Below are 19645 nucleotides of genomic sequence, written 5' to 3' on the forward strand. Positions count from 1 at the left end.
ATCTTCTGCCCAAAAACCCCTTGGGCGAGGTACGCTCTCATGTGTAAGGAAAACCTTTCACGTGACGGGAAACCATGACCGATGCCGGGCCGACCGGTGACGAGCTGGTCGAGATGCTGGCGGCGCTGGGCAACCCCCTGCGGGTGCGCATCGTCGCGACCCTGGCCGCCGGCCGCGACTATGTGAGCCACCTGGCCCGCGAGATCGGCGTCAGCCGTCCGCTCCTCCACATGCACCTGCGGCGGCTGGAAGCGGCCGGCCTGATCGTCGGCACGCTGGAGCTCTCCGAGGACGGCAAGGCCATGAAGTACTACGAAGTCACCGACTTCGACGTCCACCTCACCGCAGCGGCGCTGGCCGAGGCGGCCAAGACCCTCACCGCGCCCGACCCGGAGCCCAAGGAGCGCCCCTGATGCCCACCGCCTGGCCCGAGGTGATCTTCATCCTCGGTGTGCTGCTCGTGACCGGCTTCCTGATCTGCCTGGTCATCGTCGGCCTCTTCGACTTCCGCAAGGCGAAGCTGGAGGCCCTGCAGAAGGACGACCTGCGCCGGCTCGTGCACCGGTTCGAGCAGCTCGCCGAGAACACCCTTGACGCCCAGCAGCGCTCGGCCGCCGACCTGGCCGAGCTGCGCGCCCGCACGGCGTCGATCGAGCAGATCCTCAGAACCGTCGAGTAGGAGCGTGCCATGAAGGCCATCCGTTACACCGCCTACGGGCCGCCCGAGGCTGTCATCGAACTGCGCGAGGTCGATCCGCCGCCGGTCGGCGACGACGACGTGCTGGTCCGGGTGCGGGCCGCGGCCGTCAACCCGGGTGACTGGCACTTCGTGCGCGGTCTGCCGTACGTGACGCGGGCCGTCTCCGGGCTGCGCCGCCCCACGTTCGACGGGCTCGGCATGGACCTGGCCGGTCAGGTCGAGGCGACGGGCCGCAACGTCACCCGGCTGAAGCCCGGCGACGAGGTGTTCGGCCACTTCCGGGGCTCCTTCGCCGAGTACGTCGCCGTCCCCGAGGACAAGGTGCTGCTGGAGAAGCCGGCCGGTTCGACGTACGAGCAGGCGGCGGCCGTGCCGCTGGCGTCGCTGACCGCCTACGAGGCCCTGGCCACCAGAGGCGAGGTCAAACCGGGGCAGAAGGTCCTGGTCGTCGGCGCGGCGGGCGGGGTGGGGACGTTCGCGGTGCAGATCGCCAAGGCGCTGGGCGCCGAGGTGACCGGCGTGTGCAGCGGCGGCAAGGCTGAGCTCGTCGCGTCCTTGGGGGCCGACGAGGTCATCGACTACACCCGGCAGGACTTCGCCCAGCATCCCGGCCGGTACGACGTCATCCTCGACAACGTCGGCGACCGGCCCCTCGCGGACTACCGGCGGGCCCTCGCCCCCACCGGCGCCTACGTCCCCAACGGGGGCTCCGGCGGCGGGTCGCTGCTCGGGCCGACCGGGCGCATCCTGCGCGTGCTCGCGACGAAGCCGTTCGTCCGGCAGCGCCTGGTCAACTTCGTCACGTCCGTGGACCGGGACGCGCTGGCCGCCGTGCGCGGGCTCGTCGAGGCGGGCCAGGTCGTCCCGGTCGTCAGCCGGACGTACCGGCTGGACCAGGTGCCCGAGGCCATCGCCCACGTCGAGCAGGGCCACGCCACGGGCAAGGTCGTCGTCACCCTCTAGACGCACCCAGGCGGCGCTGGGCGGAGCGGAGCATGGCCCGGACGACGATCGGGTGCACGAGGCGTACCGGCCAGAAGTAGAGCCGGCCGCGCCGGCCCTTCAGCCGGACGGTGGTCGTGACCCGCACGAGCCGGGCCTCGCGATCGACCCCCACCCCGCAGCGGAAGTCCAGGTGCCGGTCATCGGCCACGATCAGCGCCTCCTCCCCCTCGACCCGGGCAACCCCGAAGACGTCGCGCGGCGCGCGCGGGATGCCGACCAGCGGCACGACCGCCTGGCGCAACCACAGGGCCGCGGCGATCCAGCGGGGCATCGACCTGATCGAGAAGATGGCCTTCGCCCAGGCCCGCGGGTCGTCGGTCGCGCGCGGCGGCAGCACGCCGACGACCACGTCGGCGTAGTCGGGCGCGGGCATGTCGTCCAGGGCGGACGACCAGTAGACGGGTGTTCTCATGACGCCTCCATACGGTGCCGTATGGTGAGGACTATACGGTACCGTATGGCGAATGGCGCAAGGGGGCCGGATCACGGCGGAACAGTGGGTGGACGCGGCGTACGCGCGGTTCACCAAGATCGGGCTGGACTCGGTGCGGGTCGAGGCCGTCGCCCGCGACCTCGGCACCACCAAGGGCTCCTTCTACTGGCACCACGCCGACCGCGGCGCGCTCGTCCGGGCGGTCATGGAACGCTGGGAGGCCGAGGAGACCGAGCACATCATCGCGGCCGCCTCCGCCGAGGCCGAGCCGCGCGCCCGGCTGCGCGCCCTGTTCGGCACGGTCGCGGCCCGCGCGGGGCGGCGCGGTGGCGAGGGCCGCCTCTACCTCGACGCCGAACGCGAGGGCGTCGCCGACATCGTCACCCGGGTCACCCGCCGCCGCGTCGACTTCGTCGCCGGGCTCCTGGTGGGGCTGGGCTTCGACGAGGAGGAGGCGGAACGGCGGGCGCTGCTCGCGCTGGCGGTGGTGCTCGGCCTCCAGCAGCTCGAACGCGGCACGCGGCCGCACATCGTGCTCGACCGGGCGCTCCTCACCGAGACCGCCTTCACGATGGCCGTCACGCCGCCAGCCACCCAGGCCGAGTGAGGGCCGATCGCGAAGGTCCCGTCAGGGCCGATCGTGGAGGCCCGTCAGGGCCGCGTCAGGCCGCCGCTGGGCGGTCCGGGCCGGCTGCCTGCGGTCAGGAGTCTGGGCCGTTGCGCTGGAGTTCCAGGAAGTCCTGGTCGCAGCTCAGGCGGTAGCCGTCCGGGGTGCGGAAGTGTTCCTGGAGGTAGGCGGCGACCTCGTCCATGGCGGGCGGCTGCGACAGCGGGACGACGTTCAGCATGAACTGCGCGACGGCCAGGGCGGTTTCCAGGTCGGGCATGGTGACGGAGGCCGGGTCGGTGCTGATGCCGATCTCCCATTCGGTGCCTGCGGTGGCGGCGAAGGCGCGTCCGAGGGCGTCCAGGTCGTAGCGGTGGCCGGTGAAGCGGCGCAGCAGGCGCATGCAGTCGCTGTCGGGGTTCTGCATGACGACCACCGCGAAGCCGCCCTCGGCCGTCCAGGAGGCCAGCCTCTGGAGCTGCCGCAGCCAGGACTGCTGCGGCAGGTAGTACAGGACGTGCGCGCACAACACCAGGTCGGCGGTCTCCTCCGGGTCGGCGGTGGCGATGTCCTGACCGAGGATCGTGGCCTCGGGACACCTGCGGGCCAGTTCGGCCCGCAGGTGCTCGTTCGGCTCGATGGCGATCGTCCGGTCGAACCTGGGGGCCAGCCACGCGGTGGTCTCGCCCGTCCCCGCGCCGGCGTCGATGAGCGTACGGCGGTGGGGCAGCCGTCCCACGACCCGGGCCAGTTCTTCGCGGGCCCGGATCTTCTGGTCGGTGTGGGCCAGGAAGGTGGCGAAGGCGGCGTCGTAGGCCGCGCTCATCGGGTCGAGGATGTGCACGATGGGCGGCTCGGCGTTGCTGTCGGTCATCACGGTCCCCGGCATCACAAGTCAGTCACTTTCGGCTTATGGAGCACCACTCTACGTTCATGGGTGTCGGGATCGGTGAAGCGGTGGACCGTACCGGGCGGCTGCCCCGGGACGGGCCCCGGGACGGGCCCCGGGGTCGTGAAGCCGGGGTCGTGAAGCCGGGGTCGGGTGGGAGGGGCCTGGGTGCGGGCTCGGGTGTCGGGAGTCGCCGGGGGTGAGGGCGAGGCAGGCTTGGCCAGGCCGGCGGGTGAGGGCGATGCCTGGGCTGAGGGGCTTTCGTGGGTGTTCGGCGCGGGGTGACGGTGTCGTGGTGTCGGTGCAGGAGGCCGGCGGCGAACCCCAGGAGGCGAGGCGCGGGGTGAAAGCCGTACCACGCCGGTAACCGAACAACGACGCGCCAACCAGGAGGTGCCGAAGGCGCCCTTCCGCGGGTGCCGAAGGCGCCTTCCCGGGGTTCTGAAGGCGCCTTCCAGGGGTGGGAACCATCAGCGCCATAGGCGCTCTCCAGGGCGGGCTCCAACAGGCCCACCCGGTAACCAGGCAACGGGCCGGGTGGACCATGGGCGCCGAAGGCGCCGGGTTTGGGACCATGGGCGCCGCAGGCGTCGGGTGCCGTCAGGCGCCGCCTCTTCCCGCCCACTTGATCTCGTACGCCCCCAGCGTCACCGCCTTGCCGTCCACCGTGGCCGTCACCTCCCGGTCGGACGTGTTCACCATGACGACCTGCTGCTCCTGCGCCAGCACCTTCACCTTCGGGTCGGACGACGTCACCGCGCTGTCGAGCCGCGCCCCCGCCGGGAACCACCGGGTGAACCCGCTCAGCAGCCCCGCCATCGGCATCTCGTCCCCCCGCCCGGGCGCCCAGAGGCAGCCGTCGCACTGGCCCGTCCCCTTCACCTGCGGGTTCCAGTACAGGGCGGTGGTGACGCCGCTCCTGGCGAACTCCATCATCGCCGCCGCCTGCACGGCCGTGCGCCGCTCCTCGCTCCACCCGGAGTTCTCCGGCTCGACGTACCATTCGGCCCACCAGACGGGCAGGTCGTCGCTCTTCTCCCGCAGCCACTTCGTGATCGCGCCGAACTTGCCGAGCGCGCCGAAGTCGTCGGGAACGTTCCCCTTGTCGGTCGTCATCGAGGCGCCGTCCACGACGATGAAGTCGGCGCCCTTCTTGTGCTCGATCCAGTACTCGATGGCGTCGAGCGCCCGCTGGTCGACGGTCCCCCACGGCCCCTTCAGCTCGGACGGCCCGCCGCCCGAGCCGGTCTCGATCGGCATGTACGGCCCGCCCACCTTGATCTGCGGGTCGACCTTCTTCAACGCCGTGTAGACCTTGTTGTAGAGCTGGGTGTACCCCTCGGCGTCCCAGCGGTTGGTGGAGGGGTCCCAGAAGCCCTTGAACTCGTTCCACACCATGTAGTACTTGACGGTCGGGTACTGCCGGGCCACCCGCGCGGCCAGCTTGGCGTAGTCGTCGAAGTGCTCCGGTTTGGGGGCGACGGTGTGGTTCTTGCTCCAGTCGGTGCGTCCGGGCTGCCCGCCCTTCATCCAGTCGGGCGCGCAGCACAGGGTGATCACCGGCACCGCCCGCGACGACGCCATGAACGTCAGCCGCCGGTCGAGGTCGCGGAAGCTGAACTGGCCGGGGCTCGGCTCGGGGTTGCCCACGCCCCAGCCCATGATGTGCTGGTTCTGCAGCATCGGCACCCGTCCGAGCAGGCCCCTGGCCTGTTCGACGACCGGGCGCGGCTCGGTCTCCGTGCTGTACTGCGTGTGCGTGATGCCCCACCGGGGCCAGTCGTGGAGCACGGGCGGCTGTTCGAGCCGCGGCGGCGCCTGGGTGGGCCCGACCTCGGCCACCTCGCCGCCTTTGAAGCCCTCGCGGGAGCTCGACCGCATGCCCGCGTAGACCATGATGCCGACGACGAGCACGACCGCGAGGACGCCGGCCCCCAGGGCGATCGGCCATGGCGACCGTTTGCGCGCGTGTCTGCCCTCGGTGGGAATCACGGAACGCTCCTTACCATCACGCAACGTACAAGGGCCAGGCAGTGCCCGGCCCTTATGACGGTAATCGTTCCGCTTGCAGCAGACTTGCTGTCAATCGGAAGCGGGTGGGCGCTGACCGCCCGCGGGCCCGGGAACCCCCGAGTAACGGTACGGCACCGGCTGCCTACCCGGCTGCACGACGAGCAGGGTGCCCGGCGTCTCGGCGTAGAAGGCGGACTCGACGGCGGCGGCGACGTCCTCGGCCGTGAGCAGCGGGAATCCGGCGTCGACGAACATCTCCCGCGCGGCGGCCACCAGCGGGGTGTCGGTGAATCCGGGGCAGACCGCGTTGATCCGGATGTTCTGCTGGGACAGCGGCTCGGCCAGCGCCCGGACCAGGCCGACGACGGCGTGCTTGGTCATGGTGTAGATCGGGTCGCCGGCGAAGGCCACCAGCCCGGCCAGCGAGGACGTGGCCACGATCGCGCCGCCGCCCGACCTGGCCAGCAGCGGCACGCTGGCGCGCACGCCGAAGACGACGCCGTCCACGTTCACGCCGACGACCGCGCGGTAGCGCTCCAGGTCGAAGTTCGCCAGGTCGACGCCCCCGGAGATGCCGGCGTTGAGGTGCACCAGGTCGAGGCGGCCGTACCGCTGCTCGGCGAGCGCGACGGCCTCCAGGGAGGCTTCCTCGGTGCTGACGTCGGCGGCCAGCCACGCGCCCTCGACCTCCTTGGCCACCCGCTCGACGCCCTCGCCGTCGCGGTCGACGAGGACGCACTTCGCGCCGCCCGACGACAGCCGCCGGGCCACCGCGGCGCCGATGCCGCTGGCCGCTCCGGTGATGAGTGCAACTGTGCTCATGGGGCTCCTCGCGGGGTCAGGGGCGGGGTCAGGGCTGGTCGAGCATGCGATGGGCGCGGGAGATCAGCGTCGGCACGGCCGCGCCGATGCGGTCGAACCCCTCCCCCACGGTCTTACCCTGCTTGAAGCGGGCGTGGATGCCCTCCACGATCACCGCCAGCTTGAAGTTGCCGAAGGCCACGTAGAACCCGAGGTCCGAGATGTCGCGGCCGGAGACCTTCCCGTAGTGGGCGGCGAACTCGGCGGCGTTCATGAACCCCGGCGCCACCGTCACGTCGCCCGACACGGGGATGCGGGCCCGTTCGTCGTCCCCGCGGTCGTGCCAGTACGTCAGCGTGAGCCCCAGGTCGGCCAGCGGATCGCCGAGCGTGGACATCTCCCAGTCGACCACGGCCATGATCTCGATCTCGGCCGGCGGCGGCGCCAGGCGCACCAGCGTGTTGTCCAGCCGGTAGTCGCCGTGCACCAGGGTGCTGTCGGACGCGGCGGGCAGCCGCTCGCGCAGCCGCCGTACGAGGCTGTCGTAGTCGGGCAGGTCGGCGGTCTTCGACCGTTCCCACTGCTGGCACCACCGGTCGAGCTGCCGGGCCAGGTACCCCTCGGGACGGCCGAAGTCGCCGAGCCCCACCTCGCGGTAGTCCACGGCGTGGATGGCGGCCAGCACCTCGGCCAGCCGCTCCGACAGCCGCCGCGTCTGGGCCGGCGTCGGCCGCCCCAGCTCGTCCTTGGTCTGCACGGCGGCGCCGGGCACGTACCCCATGACATAGAACGGCGCCCCGACCACCTCCTCGTCGGCGCAGAAGGCGACGGGCTCGGGCACCGGGACGGGCGTCGGCGCCAGCGCGGAGATGACCCGCCACTCCCGCCGCATGTCGTGGGCGGTGGGCAGCACGTGACCCAGCGGCGGCCTGCGCAGCACCAGCCGGCGCTCGCGCGCCTCCACCAGGTAGGTCAGGTTCGACCTGCCTCCGGAGATCAGCGAGACGGACAGCGGCTCCCCGGCGTCCGGCACGTTCCTGCCCAGCCACGAGACCAGCCGCGGCCAGTCGATCCCTGGTACCGTCATGGACACACATTAGAACGCCACTCGGTCCTGAAAGCCAGCTGAGAGTTGCATAACAGTAGGCCCGGCACATCCCAGGCATGGGCGCCCATCCTTTAACCTGGCCCTACACCTCTGACCTCATGCTGGTCAGGTTGTGGTAAGCCGACAGTAGGAGCCCATGCGCGTCACCGTTGCCCACCCTCGTGATCTGGGACAGCCCGAGCTCAGCCGATGGCGCGCCCTGCAGGAGTCCGACGCCGCCTTCGACAACCCCTTCCTGTCCCCGGAGTTCACGGTCACGGTGGGCGAGCTCCGCGACCTGGTCCGGGTGGCCGTCCTGTACGACGGGCCGGACATCGTCGGCTTCTTCCCCTTCGAACGCCATCCGCTGGGCATCGGCAAGCCGGTCGCCGCGGGGCTGACCGACGCGCAGGGCCTGGTCCACGCCAAGGGCCTCGACCTCGACCCGCGCCGGTTGATCAAGGACTGCGGGCTGTCGGTCTACGAGTTCGACCACCTGGTCTCCGGCCAGCCGCTGCTCGACGGGCGGTGCACCACACACCCCTCGCCGATCATCGACCTGCGCGACGGCTGGGGCCCCTACACCGAGACGTTGCGCGCCCGGTCCGGCAAGACGTACAAGTCGACCCTGGCCAAGTCGCGCAAGCTGCAGCGCGAGTCGGGGCCGCTGCGCCACGACTACGCGATCGCCGAGACCGGGCCGCTGCACACGCTGCTCGGCTGGAAGACCGACCAGTACCGGCGTACCGGGCGCACCGACCGGTTCTCCCAGCGGTGGATCGTCGAGCTGGTCGAGCGGCTGCTGGCCACCCGGTCCGACAGCTTCGCCGGCGTCCTCGACATGGTCTACGTCGACGACGTGCCGGTGGCCGGGCACTTCGGGGTGCGCACCCGCACGACGCTGGCCGGCTGGTTCCCGGCCTACGACACCGCCTACGCCAAGTACTCCCCCGGGCTCATCCACCACCTGGCGATGGCCGAGGCGGCCGCCGCGTCGGGCGTCCAGGTGATCGACATGGGCCGGGGCGAGAAGGAGTACAAGGAGAAGCTCAAGAACGGCGAGCTGGAGGTGGCCGAGGGCCGCGTGGCCAGGGCCGGCGTGGCGGCCGGGGTCCACTGGATGATGCGGGTGCCGGTGCGCAAGACGCGCGCCACGGTGATGGCCAATCCGCTGCTGCTCAAGACCGCGGACAAAGCGTTGAAAACTTTCGGGCGACTGCGTACCGTCCTACAAGGGTGAGACTCATCGCGGAGCGCACCGGGCGGCACTGCCTGTGGCTCCCATCCAACCGCCTCGGCCTCTACCTCGCGCTGCGCCACTGGTGCCTGCCGGGTCAGCGGCTGCTCATGTCTCCGGTCTCGGCCGACGAGATCCTCTTCCTCGTGCTGGCGGCCGGTCTGCGCCCGGTGATCGCGCCGCTGTCCCCGCGTGACGGCAACATCGACGTCTCCCGCGTCGACCTGTCCACGGTGGACGCCGTCCTGACGACGAACCTGTACGGCCTGCCCGACGAGGTGTCCGCCTTCACGGGAAAGATCCTGATCGAGGACGTGGCGCACGCCCTGGAGACCGCTCCCGGCGGGCGCCCGCTGGGCACGTTCGGCCAGGCGGGGGTCTTCAGCCTGTCCAAACATCCGGGCGCGGGCTCGGGCGGCGTGCTCGCGGTGACCGACCGCGCCGACCTCGAAGCGCTCGAACGCGCCCGCGACGAACTGCTCGTCCCCGGCGCGCTGCGCGCCGACCTGTTCAGCGTGGCCACCTCCATGGCCCGGCAGGTCGCGCTCAGGCTCGACCTCGTCCGTCCGGCGCTCGCGCTGATGCGCGCCCTCGGCATGCAGGAGGAGCGCGAGGGTTACCGCATCGCCCTGGAGCCCGACGCGCTGGAGCTGGCGCTCAAGCAGGTGCCCGCGCTGCCGCCGTTCGACCCGTGGGTACGCGCCGACCTGGCGGCCTACCGCGCCCGGCGGGGGCGGCTGGTCCGCTGGTACCAGTCCAGGCGCCTGGCCAAGGTGCCCGGCGAGCGGGCGCGGCGGCTGGCCGGGATCGCCCGGCTGGCCGAGCTGCCCACGGTGGCGCCCGCCGTGCTGGACAACCTGGACCAGCCGCTGTTCCGCGTCCCGCTGCTGGTGCGCGACAGGGACGCGGCCGTCGCCGCGCTGGAGCGCCGTGGGGTGGCCACCGGCTACCTGTACGACCCGCCGTACGACGAGTACGCCCTCGGCTTCACCGACGCCTCGCCGGACCCGGGCCCCGCGCGCTGGTGGGCCCGGCACGTGCTGCCGGTGGACCCGCTGTACGCGGCCCGCTCGCTGCCCGTCCTGCGCGGTCTGGAGCCGCCTATGTGGGGTCCGCGCGAAGCAGTCTGAGGAACGCGCGCAGCCCGGTGATGATCTCCTGGTTGTCGTTGAGGCCGTCCACGGTCTCCTCGAAGCGGCGGGCCATCAGCGTGATCCGGCGGTCCAGGTCGTGGTCGGCCCGTTCCAGGCCGGCCCGGGTGGCCGCGAGCTCGCCGCCGAGCTCCTCGGCCTGCCGGGTGAGCCGTTCGGCGGCGGCGGACAGCGCCTCGACCTGGTCGCGCAGCGCGATCACGTCGAGGCGCGGGTAGCGGACCTCGCGTCCCAGCGTCCTGACCCGCTCGCGCAGGTGCCCGACGTAGGCCCCGGCCGGGCGGAACGCGGTGGCCAGCAGGTAGAACCCGGCGAAGTAGTAGCCGATCTGCCGCCCGGAGAAGAACGTGACCACCGCGACCACGACGGCCGAGACCACGTGCCCGGCGACCGCGAGGACGAGCATGCGGCGGGCGATCGTCCTGGCCTCCTCCGCACCGCGGGCCGGGACGTCGATGCCGCTCTCGCGGGAGACCTCGATGTCGCGCACCACCTGCCGGGCGGCGAACGACAGGTTCCACGGGAAGGTCAGCAGGACGGCCAGCCAGACCAGGCAGATCGCGCCCAGGCCCAGCGACAGGAGGGTGGACAGGGGCACGCCCGCGTACAGGACGAGCCACGCGGTGACCGCCGTGACGATCAGCGAGGCCGGCAGGAGCCAGGGTTTCATGCCCGCCACCCTGCCGACGGCGGCCCGGCGGGCGCCAGCGCTCAGATACTCAATCCGGTCTGAGCATCCCGGATCAGCCCGGCCAGCACCGCGCAGCCGCGCCGGACGTCCCTGAGCGAGGCCGAGCCGTAGCCGAGGACCAGGCCGTGCAGGCGGGCGCGGTCGTGGTGGTGGCGGTCGGCGGGGTCGAGCAGCACGCCGCGCTCCCTGGCCCGCTCCACGACCTCCTGGACGTCGCCCGCCGGCAGCTCGGCCAGCACGTGCAGCCCGGCGGTGTCACCGCGCAGGCGGCAGACCGGGCCGAGGATCTCCACGACGGCGGCCCGGCGGCGGGCGTACTCCAGGCGCATCCTGCGCAGGTGGCGGTCGAGGTCGCCGCGTTCCAGGAGGGTGGCGACGGCCTGCTGGACCGGTCCGCTGGTGCGGTCGGAGACCGCGGCGCGGAGGGCGGCGATCCGGCTCACCAGGTCGGGCGTGCCGACCAGCCAGCCGACGCCGACGTCGGGGGCCAGGGTCTTGGACAGCGAGCCGAGCAGCACGACGCGGGTGGGGTCGAGGCCGTAGAGGGCGGGGAGAGGGGCGACGTCGTAGCGGAACTCGGCGTCGTAGTCGTCCTCGACGATCGTGGCGCCGGTGCTCCTGGCCCAGGACAGCAGGCGTTCCCGGCGCGGGATCGGCAGCCGGCCGCCCAGCGGGTACTGGTGGGCCGGGGTGGTGTAGAGGACGCGCAGGTCGCGGGGCAGGTCGTCGACGATCACGCCGTCCTCGTCCACCGGGCAGGGCACGACTTCGGCGCCCCTGGCCGCGAACACCGTGCGGGCCACGTGGTAGCCCGGGTCCTCGACGCCCGCCCGCCCGCCGCCGGCCAGCAGGGCCAGCGCGCACAGGTCGAGCCCGTTGCCGGTGCCCCTGGTGACCAGGACGTTCTCGGGGCCGACGGCCATGCCCCTGGCCCTGCGCAGGTGGTCGGCGAGCAGCTCACGCAGGCGCGGCAGGCCGTGCAGGTCGGGCGAGTCGCCGGGCGGCAGCTCGCCGGCGCTGCGCCAGGCCCGCTTCCAGGCGGCCCGGTCGTAGTCGCGCACCCAGGGGTCCCCGGGACGCAGGTCGATCCACTCGCCCTCGGGACGGCGGGCGGGCGGCGCCGGTTCGTACGGGCTCTCGCGCGGCGGGACGTGCGACTCCATGGCCGCCACGAACGTGCCGGACCCGTGGCGCCCCTCCAGCCAGCCCTCGGCGTAGAGCTGCTGGTACGCCTCGGTGACGACCGTCCGGCTCACCTTGAGCTGGTCGGCCAGCGCCCGCGTGGACGGCAGCCGCTCGCCCGGCGCGAGCGCGCCGCCCATCATGGCGTGCCGCAGCCAGCCGGCGAGCTGGGTGGTCAGCGGGACGGCCGAGTCGCGGGACAGGGATACCGGCAGGTCAATGTGGGTGCGCACGAAAGTGGTCTCTAGGAAGGGTCGGTTAGTGGCCCTACAGGATAGGTCCACTTCGCGATTAGCGTCGAATCATGCTCTCCTCCACCCCGCGCACGGCTCTCGGCCGAGAGAAGCACCGCGGCAGCACCGACCGGAACGATCTCTACGACGTGCTCGACAGCGGGCTCGTCTGCCATCTCGGCGTGGTGGCCGACGGCCATCCCATGGTCGTGCCCACCGGCTACGGACGGATCGGCGACACCCTCTACCTGCACGGCTCCACCGGCGCGCGCTCGCTGCGGGCCGGCGACGGCGCCGAGGTGTGCGTCACCGTCACCCACCTGGACGGCATCGTGCTGGCCCGCTCGGTCTTCAACCACTCCATCAACTACCGTTCGGCGATCGTCTACGGCCGGGCCCGGCTGGTGAGCGACCCCGACGAGCGGCTGGCGGCCCTGCGGGCGCTCACCGAGCAGCTCGCCCCCGGCCAGTGGGACTACGTCCGGCCGCCCACGCGCAAGGAGCTGGCCGCCACCGCCGTGCTGGCCCTGTCGCTGGCCGAGGCGTCGGTCAAGATCCGCAGCGGGGCGCCCGAGGACGAGGAGGAGGACTACGCGCTGCCGGTCTGGGCCGGGGTGCATCCGCTGGTCACGTCGTGGGGCGAACCGCAACCGGATCCGGCACTTCCAGAAGGTATCGATATACCGGTTCACATCCTCCGTCGGGAGTAGTTCCATGAATCCGGAACCACCTGGCAAACCCGACTCCTTGATCACGCGTCTCATCAGGTGGGCCGGCTCCTGATGGGAGAGGGCGATGGAGTGGAGTGCTCCCGGTTACACGGAGATCAGACAGCTCGGCGCGGGCGCGAGCGGGCGCGTCGTGCTGGGCGTGCACGACGAGACGGGCGTGAAGGTCGCGATCAAGTACCTCTCCGAGGCGCTGCTGCGCGACCCCGCCGCCCTGTCCCGCTTCCAGGCCGAGGCGCGGGTGCTGACCTCGCTGCGCGACCCGAACATCGCCACGATGTGGGAGTACATCCAGGAGCCGAACGGCGCCTGCATCGTGATGGAGCTGGTCAACGGCGTCTCGCTGCGCGCCCTGCTGCGTGAGAACGGCACGACCGAGCCGGAGGCGGCGCTGGTCGTGCTGAAGGGCTCGCTGCTGGGCCTGGCCAGGGCCCACGCGTCCGGGGTCGTGCACAAGGACTACAAGCCCGAGAACGTGCTCGTCCGCGACGACGGGATGAGCAAGCTCGTGGACTTCGGCGTCGCGGTGCCGCAGGGCACGGCCACGCACCCGGAGGGGACGCCGCCGTACATGGCGCCGGAGTTGTGGGCCGGCCGGGCCGCCTCGCCGGCGACCGACGTGTACGCGGCCACCGCGGTCTTCTTCGAGTGCCTGACCGGGCACCGGCCGTACCGGTCCACCGAGCCCAGCGTGCTCGGCTACCAGCACGTGCACGCGCCGGTGCCCTTCCACGACGCGCCCGAGCCGGTCCAGGGGCTCGTCCGGCGCGGCCTGGCCAAGGAGCCGCGGGACCGGCCGCCGAGCGCCCTGGCCTTCGTCGAGGAGCTGGAGGCCACGGCGCGGGCCGCGTACGGCGAGGACTGGGAGGAGCGGGGCAGGCGGCGCCTGGCCGCGCTGGTCGCCCTGCTCGCGCTGCTCCTGCCGGCCCCGCCGCAGCCCACCCCCGAGGTCACCACGTCCCTGGCCAGGACGGTCTTCCGCGGCCTGCGGTCCAACGCGGTGCGGGTGGGCATGGGCACCGCCCTGGTGGCGGTGGTGACGGTGGCGGTGGTGGTCGCGCTCGCCGCCCGGCGGCAGCCTGCCGAGCAGCCGGTCGGCGCGGCCGTCGCGGTGCCGCCGGCCACGACCGAGGCGGTGACCGCGCCGCCGAGCACGGCCGAGGCGGTGCTCGCGCCGCCGACCACGCCCGAGGCGACGCCGCGGACCTCTCCCGAGGGGCCGCCGTCGCCGGCGTCCCCGCCCGAGCTGCTGCCGCCGCCGACGACCTCCAGGCCGCCCGTCACCACCCGGGCGCCGCGCACGCCGACGGCCGGGCCCACGAGGAAGCCGACCAGGACCGCCACGCCGACGCCCACCCGGACCCCGACGCCGTCCCCCACACCGACCCCCAGGCCGACCCCCAGGCCGACGCCCACCCCGACGCCCACCCCGACGCCGACGCCCGTCGCGACCGTTCTCGGGGTGAGCGTGGGTGACGTCACGATCGACGGCGACGGCGTCGCGCGCGCCTCCGTCACCGTCCGGACCGCGGGGGGCGCTCCCGTCAACGCCACCGGGACGTGGAACGCGCCGGGCGGCGAGGGCCACGTCCAGCGCCTGCGGCTGAGCGGCGCGACGTCCTACACCCGCGCCTTCACCTGGGACCTCGGCGAACGGCCGTGCGGCGGGACCGTCACGCTGACCGTCGTCACCTCCCCCGCCGCGCCGGGCGGCGCCCGGTCCTCCTCGGTGCCGGTGCCGGCCTGCCAGACGCGGGTGAACGGGCTGTTCGTGTCGCTGGCGATGCCCGAGGCGCCGGGGCTGACCGCGCGCGCCCGGGTCGGCGTGACCGCCGACGGCACCGGCGAGATCCCGGTCGAGGCCGTGTTCGCGGTCGACGGCGAGACCGTCGGCACCCGTACGGCGAGCCTGTCCGGCCGGACCTCCTACTCCCGCGTCTTCACCCACTCCTTCCGCGCGCGCCCCTGCGGCTCCGCCCTGTCGGTACGGGTCCGCGCCGGCGACCGCGTCCGGACCGCCCGGGTCGAGGTCACCTGCCCGCCCGCCGTGCGACGGGTCTCGATCGTCAGGGCCGGGCTGAGCGAGGGCGGCCTGGCGGCGACCGTCTCGGTGGTCACCGCCGACGACCGGCCGGTGACGCTGGACGTGGGGTTCCTGATCGGCGGCGAGCCGGCCGGCTCGGAGCGGGTCACGCTGTCCGGCGACACCACGTACACCAGGACGGTGAGCCGGGCGCTCAGGACCGTCCCGTGCGGCGCCACCTGGACCGTCACGGCGAGCACGACGCCGGAGGCGGCGGGCGGCCCGGACAGGGCGAGCGGAAAAACCCCAGAATGCCCCAGAGAGACACCCAAGCCAGAAGAAACCCCAAAACCACAGGAAACACCCAAACCGCAGGAATCCCCACAATCCGATAAGCCCGGCACTGTGGACTAACCTCGCAAATTCGGCCATATCGGCATATCGGTGGCGGGAAAGCCCTTCCCTCTGGTTAAGCTACGCAGCGTTTGATGCGGGTGGGGGCCCGAATGACTCCAGAGGAGACCGTTTATGTACGGCGATGGGCAGTGGGGGGTCCCCGGCTACACCGAAGTCCGGGAACTGGGCAGCGGTGCCGCCGGCCGGGTGGTCCTGGCCACGCGTGACCACGACGGCGTGGAAGTCGCCATCAAATATCTGAACGACGAGCTCAGGTCCGACATGGGCTTCGTGGCCAGGTTCCGGCACGAGGCCCGGCTGCTCGGCACCCTGCAGAGCTCACACCACGCGCGCCTGATCGACTACGTCGAGTCGGGGCAGGGCGCGGCGATCGTCATGGAGCTGGTCAACGGCGTCTCGCTGCGCGAGATCCTGCGCTCGGAGGGGCCGACCGGGGCCGAGGCGGCGCTGGTCGTGCTCAAGGGCTCGCTCCAGGGGCTGGCCGCCGCGCACGCGATCGGCGTCGTCCACCGCGACTTCAAGCCCGAGAACGTGATGGTCCAGGGCGACGGGGTCAGCAAGCTGGTGGACTTCGGCATCGCGGTCCGGGCCGGCGAGGGGGCGAGCGCCGCGGGCACGCCGCCGTACATGGCGCCCGAGCAGTGGGCGGGCGGGGCCGCCGGGCCGGCGACCGACGTCTACGCCGCCACCGTCGTGTTCTTCGAGTGCCTGACCGGCACCCGGCCCTTCCGGGCGCCCAACATCGCCGCGCTCGCCCGCCAGCACCAGAGCGCGCCGCCGCCCGTCGAGGAAGTGCCCACGGCGCTCCAGAGCCTGGTCGAACGCGGCCTGGCCAAGCAGCCGGGCGAGCGGCCGCCGTCCGCCGAGGCGTTCCTGACCGAGCTGGAGGCCATCGCGGCCGAGGCGTACGGCGCCGACTGGGAGGAGCGCGGACGCCGCCGCCTGGCCGCGCTCGCCGGCCTGCTCATCCTGCTGTTCCCGAGCCCGTTGCACGATGCCGCCGAGACGCATACCGCGCTCACCGAGACCCGTTTCCCCGACCCCGCCCGCCTGCTGAGCAAGCTCTCGGCCAAGATCGCGATCGGCGCGGTCGCCGTGGGCGTGGTGGTGGCCGTGGGCGTGATCCTGGTCAACTCCTCCTCCGACGAGCCGGTGCTGCGGGCCCAGACGAGCGAGGTCACGCCCAGCGCGACCGACCCGGTGATCGACGAGGAGCCCACGGAGGAGGAGCCGACCGCGACGCCCGAGGAGACCACCCCGGAGCCGGACCCGACGCCGACCTCCGCGGACCCGGCCGTCTCGACCCCGCCGCCCGTCCTGCCGACGGCGACGGCGGCGGCCTCGCCGTCCAGGACGCCCAAGCCGACCCCGACGCGGAAGCCGACCAGGCGGCCGGTCAGGACGCCGAAGCCGACCCCGACCGACTCCCCCGAGCCGAACATCACCGGCAAGAACAGCACGACCAGCGACGGCAGCAAGCCCACCTCGGCCGCTCCCACACCCACCCAGACCTCCGCCCCGTCCACCAGGACGCCCTCGACCAGGACGCCCCCGAGCAGCCCGCCGCCTTCGGAGACGGAGGAGCCCAGCCCGACCGGGACGCCGAGCGGCGGCGAGGGCGGCGGCACCGAGACGCCCACCCTGGACACAGTGGGCAAGGCGCAGGCCGGACTCCTCGCGCTCGGCCTGATGACGTCCGGCGCGGTTCCGGTCACACTTGCGGTGAAACGTCGCATGACAGGACGCCACAGAAAGCAGCGCTAGACGCGCCGGGGGGCAAGGGGGATGGACAACCACAGGAACGGTATCGCCGGATTCCGGCTGACCGAGCACACGTGGATGACCGAGCTCGGCAACTGGATCGACGCCATCTCGCCGGACGGCCGCAGGGCCGGGGCGCTGCTGTTCGACCCGCGGGTCATCGGCCTGCCGGGCGTCCGGGAGCGCGTGGTGAACGCGGTCATGACCGACCAGCACCTCGTGCTGGGCGGCATGGGCGGGCTGATCCCGGTGGCCGACGTGGTCGCGGCGGGCGACCAGGTGTGGCTGCTCACCGCGCAGGCGGTCAGCCCCACGCTGGCCGACCTGCTCGCCGGCGCGCCCGTCGATCCGGCGGGGGCGGCGTCGGTGCTGACGGAGACCGCGCAGACGCTGCTCGCGCTGCACGCCGCCGGGGTCACGCACGGCTCGGTGCATCCGGGCACGGTGGTGATCACCGCCGAGGGGGCCGCGCTGCTGTCGGAGCGCGGCCTGTCCGACGCGATCCGCGGCCAGGTCTCGCCGCGCGAGCGGGACGCGGCGGGCTGGGCGTCGCTGGCCCGCGGGCTGGCCGCGTCCTTCACGCAGACCGCGCCGCGGGCCGCCGGCCTGTTCGAACGGGCCGCCGGCACGGCCACCACGCTCGGCCTCGAACCGGCCCGCGCCATGCTGAGCCAGGAACGCGCGGCGCTGCCCGGCGGCCTGATCAGCCGGGACGCGCTGGCGCGGGCGGCGCGCGGCCGGTCGGCGTTCGCGCAGCCGCCGTCGTTCGCCGCGCAGCCGCCGCCGGCGCCCCAGGACGAGGGCGACATCGTCACGCTGCTGCACGTGCCGGCGTCGGGGTCGCCGCCGCGCCTGCAGTTCGGCCCTGGGGTGGGCGGCCCGGGAGCCGGCCCGGGAGCCGGTGCCGGCACCGTGCGGCAGCCCGAGACGACGGCCGAACGCATCTGGCGCGAGGGACGCGACGGCGCCGCGACCGTCCACCAGCCGGAGAAGCGCTCCCAAGGCCGGGTGGCCAAGGTGTCGCGGCGACGGCGGCGGCGCACGATCCTGTCCACGGCGCTCTTCGCGGTCGTCATGGCGGGCGCGATCGTGGCCTGGTTCAGGCTGACGGACGCCCCCGAGCTGGCGGTGCGGTCGATCGACGTGGTGGCGCCGAAGAAGACGCTGGGCTGCGGCGGCGCGATCGTCCTGACCGGGACGGTGGTCACCAACGGCGGCGTGGGCGAGATCCGCTACGAGTGGCGCAAGAACCTGGACAAGGAGGTCGTCAAGGGCAGCCTGCGCACGAGCGCCGACAAGACGTCCTACTCGGTGCCGCTGCGCTGGACGTTGTCGGGCAAGAGCAACGTCAAGGCCACGGCCACGCTGAAGGTGCTCTCGCCGGGCCCGGCGCGTACCGACAAGGCGAGCTTCACCTACAAGTGCTGACCTTCCCTGAATGCGCAACAAAGCGGTTCTTACTAATCTGACGGGCATGACCACGCAGACCCCCGCGGGCTGGTACCCCGACCCGTACGGAGAGCCGCAGCTCCGCTGGTGGGACGGCAACCAATGGACGGACGCCACCCACGCGCAGGAGCGGCAGCCTCAGCCGCAGCAGCCGTCCTCCGGGCCGCAGCCCCAGTCGTCCCCCGACTGGTCGGCCACCCCGGCGAACCCCACGCTCCAGTACGGCCGGTCCTCCTCCGGCCAGCCGCCCTACGGGCAGCCCGCCGACCAGCAGCCCGCGCAGGGTCAGCCCCCCTACGGCGGTCAGCCCGCCCAGGGCCTGCCCGCTTACGGGCAGCCCACCCACCAGCAGCCCGCCTTCGGCCAGCAGCCCACGCAGTGGGCCGGCGGTCCGCTGCCCGGCCCCGGCCAGGCGCCGCCGCCCAAGCAGGGCAACCCGCTGCCGTGGGTGTTCGGCGGCCTGGCCGCGCTGGTCGTGGTCGCGCTGATCGTGGTCGCCGGGATCTTCTTCCTCAACCGGGGCAGCAGCACGCCGGTCGCCTCGCCCACCACCGAGGAGCCGCAGCCGTTCCCGACGGCCGAACCGCCCTCCGCCGGCCCGCCGACCGAGCTGCCCCCGCAGGGCGGCGAGCTGCCGCAGCCACAGGACGGCCGCATCACCGACCCGCGGAGCGGCCTGTCCTACCAGGCGCCCGACGGCTGGAAGGTGCCCGCGTACGGCGACGTCAACGGCACCGACCCCTCCCAGCAGATGTGGACGAGCGGCGTGCAGGCCAGCTCGCAGGAGAACTACGAGGGCGACAAGGACTGGATCGGCAACGCCTACGCCGGCCCGCTGGCCGCGCTCATCCCCTACACGGGCGCCTCGGCGCTGGAGGACACCGCCAAGGCGCTGTTCATGCAGTTCAGCACCCAGTTCTACGAGCCGCAGCACACGACCAAGCTGATCGAGAACAAGGCCACGAAGATCGGCGACCATGACGCGTGGGTCATGCAGTTCCAGCTCGACTTCACCGCCGTCGCGGAGAAGAACGGCTACAAGTGGAAGAAGGAGAACGCCGCGATCGTGCTCATGGACCGCGGGGCCGGGCAGCGTCCGACGTTGTTGTACATCTCCGTTCCCGACAATCTGGGCACGGACGTGGTGGCGAAGGTTCTCGGCTCGCTCAAGCCCGCGTAAGCGGGGGCACTAGGCTGGTGGGGTAACAAGCGGGCGGATTGCTCCGAGCCGCTGGGCG

General features: G+C 72.8%; 18 protein-coding genes. 11 read left to right on the forward strand and 7 right to left on the reverse strand.

Going from position 1 to position 19645, the window contains the following annotated elements; translation table 11 throughout:
* The first annotated feature begins 74 nt into the window (after window positions 1–74).
* Genes ACFYUV_RS21240 through ACFYUV_RS21250 form a run of 3 tightly spaced genes read left to right on the forward strand, consistent with a single transcriptional unit; the run spans window position 75 to window position 1663 of the window.
* On the forward strand, window positions 75–413 hold the full coding sequence (locus ACFYUV_RS21240; RefSeq protein WP_352351957.1) for a winged helix-turn-helix domain-containing protein: 339 nt from the start codon (window positions 75–77) through the stop codon (window positions 411–413).
* The gene (locus tag ACFYUV_RS21245) at window positions 413–679 is read left to right on the forward strand and encodes a hypothetical protein (RefSeq protein ID WP_352326042.1); all 267 of its coding nucleotides are present in this window, start codon (window positions 413–415) and stop codon (window positions 677–679) included. Before ACFYUV_RS21240 ends, ACFYUV_RS21245 begins: the two co-directional genes overlap by 1 nt.
* 9 nt (window positions 680–688) lie before the next feature.
* Window positions 689–1663 carry an NAD(P)-dependent alcohol dehydrogenase gene (locus tag ACFYUV_RS21250; protein WP_387670705.1) on the forward strand — a complete coding sequence of 325 codons (975 nt, stop codon included), beginning with the start codon at window positions 689–691 and terminating at the stop codon, window positions 1661–1663.
* Here ACFYUV_RS21250 and ACFYUV_RS21255 read toward each other — a convergent pair.
* Complete coding sequence (locus ACFYUV_RS21255; RefSeq protein ID WP_387670706.1) at window positions 1653–2117, reverse strand: DUF2867 domain-containing protein; 465 nt, start codon at window positions 2115–2117, stop codon at window positions 1653–1655. The two genes, ACFYUV_RS21250 and ACFYUV_RS21255, sit on opposite strands and share 11 nt — an antisense overlap.
* A 52-nt stretch (window positions 2118–2169) precedes the next feature.
* On the opposite strand from ACFYUV_RS21255, the gene ACFYUV_RS21260 reads away from it, so the two are divergent.
* Complete coding sequence (locus tag ACFYUV_RS21260) at window positions 2170–2745, forward strand: TetR/AcrR family transcriptional regulator (RefSeq protein ID WP_387670707.1); 576 nt, start codon at window positions 2170–2172, stop codon at window positions 2743–2745.
* A 94-nt stretch (window positions 2746–2839) separates the two neighbouring features.
* Here ACFYUV_RS21260 and ACFYUV_RS21265 read toward each other — a convergent pair whose 3' ends face one another.
* From ACFYUV_RS21265 to ACFYUV_RS21280, 4 genes are all read right to left on the reverse strand, one after another.
* On the reverse strand, window positions 2840–3619 hold the full coding sequence (locus ACFYUV_RS21265; RefSeq protein ID WP_387670709.1) for a class I SAM-dependent methyltransferase: 780 nt from the start codon (window positions 3617–3619) through the stop codon (window positions 2840–2842).
* Window positions 3620–4234: 615 nt separating this feature from the next.
* Window positions 4235–5626, reverse strand: a complete 1392-nt coding sequence (locus ACFYUV_RS21270) for a xylan 1,4-beta-xylosidase (protein ID WP_387670711.1) — start codon at window positions 5624–5626, stop codon at window positions 4235–4237.
* Window positions 5627–5716: 90 nt separating this feature from the next.
* Window positions 5717–6469 carry an SDR family oxidoreductase gene (locus tag ACFYUV_RS21275; protein ID WP_387670713.1) on the reverse strand — a complete coding sequence of 251 codons (753 nt, stop codon included), beginning with the start codon at window positions 6467–6469 and terminating at the stop codon, window positions 5717–5719.
* A 28-nt stretch (window positions 6470–6497) separates the two neighbouring features.
* Window positions 6498–7535: a phosphotransferase family protein gene (locus tag ACFYUV_RS21280; protein ID WP_358288035.1), complete on the reverse strand. Its 1038-nt coding sequence runs from the start codon at window positions 7533–7535 to the stop codon at window positions 6498–6500.
* 157 nt (window positions 7536–7692) lie between these two features.
* On the opposite strand from ACFYUV_RS21280, the gene ACFYUV_RS21285 reads away from it, so the two are divergent.
* A complete protein-coding gene (locus ACFYUV_RS21285; RefSeq protein ID WP_387670714.1) occupies window positions 7693–8775 on the forward strand; it encodes a GNAT family N-acetyltransferase in 1083 nt (360 codons plus the stop codon).
* Window positions 8772–9902, forward strand: coding sequence for a DegT/DnrJ/EryC1/StrS family aminotransferase (locus ACFYUV_RS21290; RefSeq protein WP_387670716.1), 1131 nt, complete (start codon window positions 8772–8774; stop codon window positions 9900–9902). Before ACFYUV_RS21285 ends, ACFYUV_RS21290 begins: the two co-directional genes overlap by 4 nt.
* Here ACFYUV_RS21290 and ACFYUV_RS21295 read toward each other — a convergent pair.
* A complete protein-coding gene (locus ACFYUV_RS21295; RefSeq protein WP_387670718.1) occupies window positions 9874–10593 on the reverse strand; it encodes a hypothetical protein in 720 nt (239 codons plus the stop codon). The two genes, ACFYUV_RS21290 and ACFYUV_RS21295, sit on opposite strands and share 29 nt — an antisense overlap.
* A gap of 41 nt (window positions 10594–10634) precedes the next feature.
* Complete coding sequence (locus ACFYUV_RS21300; protein ID WP_358288047.1) at window positions 10635–12029, reverse strand: PLP-dependent aminotransferase family protein; 1395 nt, start codon at window positions 12027–12029, stop codon at window positions 10635–10637.
* Window positions 12030–12100: 71 nt separating this feature from the next.
* Here ACFYUV_RS21300 and ACFYUV_RS21305 point away from each other — a divergent pair, with 71 nt between their 5' ends.
* The 5 genes from ACFYUV_RS21305 to ACFYUV_RS21325 all read left to right on the forward strand — a co-directional run bounded on the left by ACFYUV_RS21305 (window position 12101) and on the right by ACFYUV_RS21325 (window position 19587).
* Window positions 12101–12739 carry a pyridoxamine 5'-phosphate oxidase family protein gene (locus tag ACFYUV_RS21305; protein WP_387670720.1) on the forward strand — a complete coding sequence of 213 codons (639 nt, stop codon included), beginning with the start codon at window positions 12101–12103 and terminating at the stop codon, window positions 12737–12739.
* Between the two features lie 85 nt (window positions 12740–12824).
* Window positions 12825–15194, forward strand: coding sequence for a protein kinase (locus tag ACFYUV_RS21310; protein WP_387670722.1), 2370 nt, complete (start codon window positions 12825–12827; stop codon window positions 15192–15194).
* Between the two features lie 114 nt (window positions 15195–15308).
* Complete coding sequence (locus ACFYUV_RS21315; RefSeq protein WP_387670724.1) at window positions 15309–16961, forward strand: protein kinase; 1653 nt, start codon at window positions 15309–15311, stop codon at window positions 16959–16961.
* A gap of 21 nt (window positions 16962–16982) precedes the next feature.
* Window positions 16983–18386 carry a hypothetical protein gene (locus ACFYUV_RS21320; RefSeq protein WP_387670726.1) on the forward strand — a complete coding sequence of 468 codons (1404 nt, stop codon included), beginning with the start codon at window positions 16983–16985 and terminating at the stop codon, window positions 18384–18386.
* A gap of 46 nt (window positions 18387–18432) precedes the next feature.
* Window positions 18433–19587: a DUF2510 domain-containing protein gene (locus tag ACFYUV_RS21325; RefSeq protein ID WP_387670728.1), complete on the forward strand. Its 1155-nt coding sequence runs from the start codon at window positions 18433–18435 to the stop codon at window positions 19585–19587.
* The last annotated feature ends 58 nt before the right edge of the window (window positions 19588–19645 follow it).

Origin of the sequence: Nonomuraea sp. NPDC003560 (assembly GCF_042878785.1) — a bacterium.
GTDB lineage: Bacteria > Actinomycetota > Actinomycetes > Streptosporangiales > Streptosporangiaceae > Nonomuraea.

Excerpts from the sequence above, each read along its gene's own strand:
- ACFYUV_RS21315 (WP_387670724.1), top strand. The coding sequence starts at position 15,309 with ATGTACGGCGATGGGCAGTGGGGGGTCCCCGGCTACACCGAAGTCCGG.
- ACFYUV_RS21305 (WP_387670720.1), top strand. The coding sequence starts at position 12,101 with ATGCTCTCCTCCACCCCGCGCACGGCTCTCGGCCGAGAGAAGCACCGC.
- ACFYUV_RS21240 (WP_352351957.1), top strand. The coding sequence starts at position 75 with ATGACCGATGCCGGGCCGACCGGTGACGAGCTGGTCGAGATGCTGGCG.
- ACFYUV_RS21255 (WP_387670706.1), bottom strand. The coding sequence starts at position 2,117 with ATGAGAACACCCGTCTACTGGTCGTCCGCCCTGGACGACATGCCCGCG.
- ACFYUV_RS21320 (WP_387670726.1), top strand. The coding sequence starts at position 16,983 with ATGGACAACCACAGGAACGGTATCGCCGGATTCCGGCTGACCGAGCAC.
- ACFYUV_RS21325 (WP_387670728.1), top strand. The coding sequence starts at position 18,433 with ATGACCACGCAGACCCCCGCGGGCTGGTACCCCGACCCGTACGGAGAG.
- ACFYUV_RS21310 (WP_387670722.1), top strand. The coding sequence starts at position 12,825 with ATGGAGTGGAGTGCTCCCGGTTACACGGAGATCAGACAGCTCGGCGCG.
- ACFYUV_RS21260 (WP_387670707.1), top strand. The coding sequence starts at position 2,170 with ATGGCGCAAGGGGGCCGGATCACGGCGGAACAGTGGGTGGACGCGGCG.
- ACFYUV_RS21250 (WP_387670705.1), top strand. The coding sequence starts at position 689 with ATGAAGGCCATCCGTTACACCGCCTACGGGCCGCCCGAGGCTGTCATC.
- ACFYUV_RS21275 (WP_387670713.1), bottom strand. The coding sequence starts at position 6,469 with ATGAGCACAGTTGCACTCATCACCGGAGCGGCCAGCGGCATCGGCGCC.
- ACFYUV_RS21265 (WP_387670709.1), bottom strand. The coding sequence starts at position 3,619 with ATGACCGACAGCAACGCCGAGCCGCCCATCGTGCACATCCTCGACCCG.
- ACFYUV_RS21285 (WP_387670714.1), top strand. The coding sequence starts at position 7,693 with ATGCGCGTCACCGTTGCCCACCCTCGTGATCTGGGACAGCCCGAGCTC.
- ACFYUV_RS21295 (WP_387670718.1), bottom strand. The coding sequence starts at position 10,593 with ATGAAACCCTGGCTCCTGCCGGCCTCGCTGATCGTCACGGCGGTCACC.
- ACFYUV_RS21245 (WP_352326042.1), top strand. The coding sequence starts at position 413 with ATGCCCACCGCCTGGCCCGAGGTGATCTTCATCCTCGGTGTGCTGCTC.
- ACFYUV_RS21280 (WP_358288035.1), bottom strand. The coding sequence starts at position 7,535 with ATGACGGTACCAGGGATCGACTGGCCGCGGCTGGTCTCGTGGCTGGGC.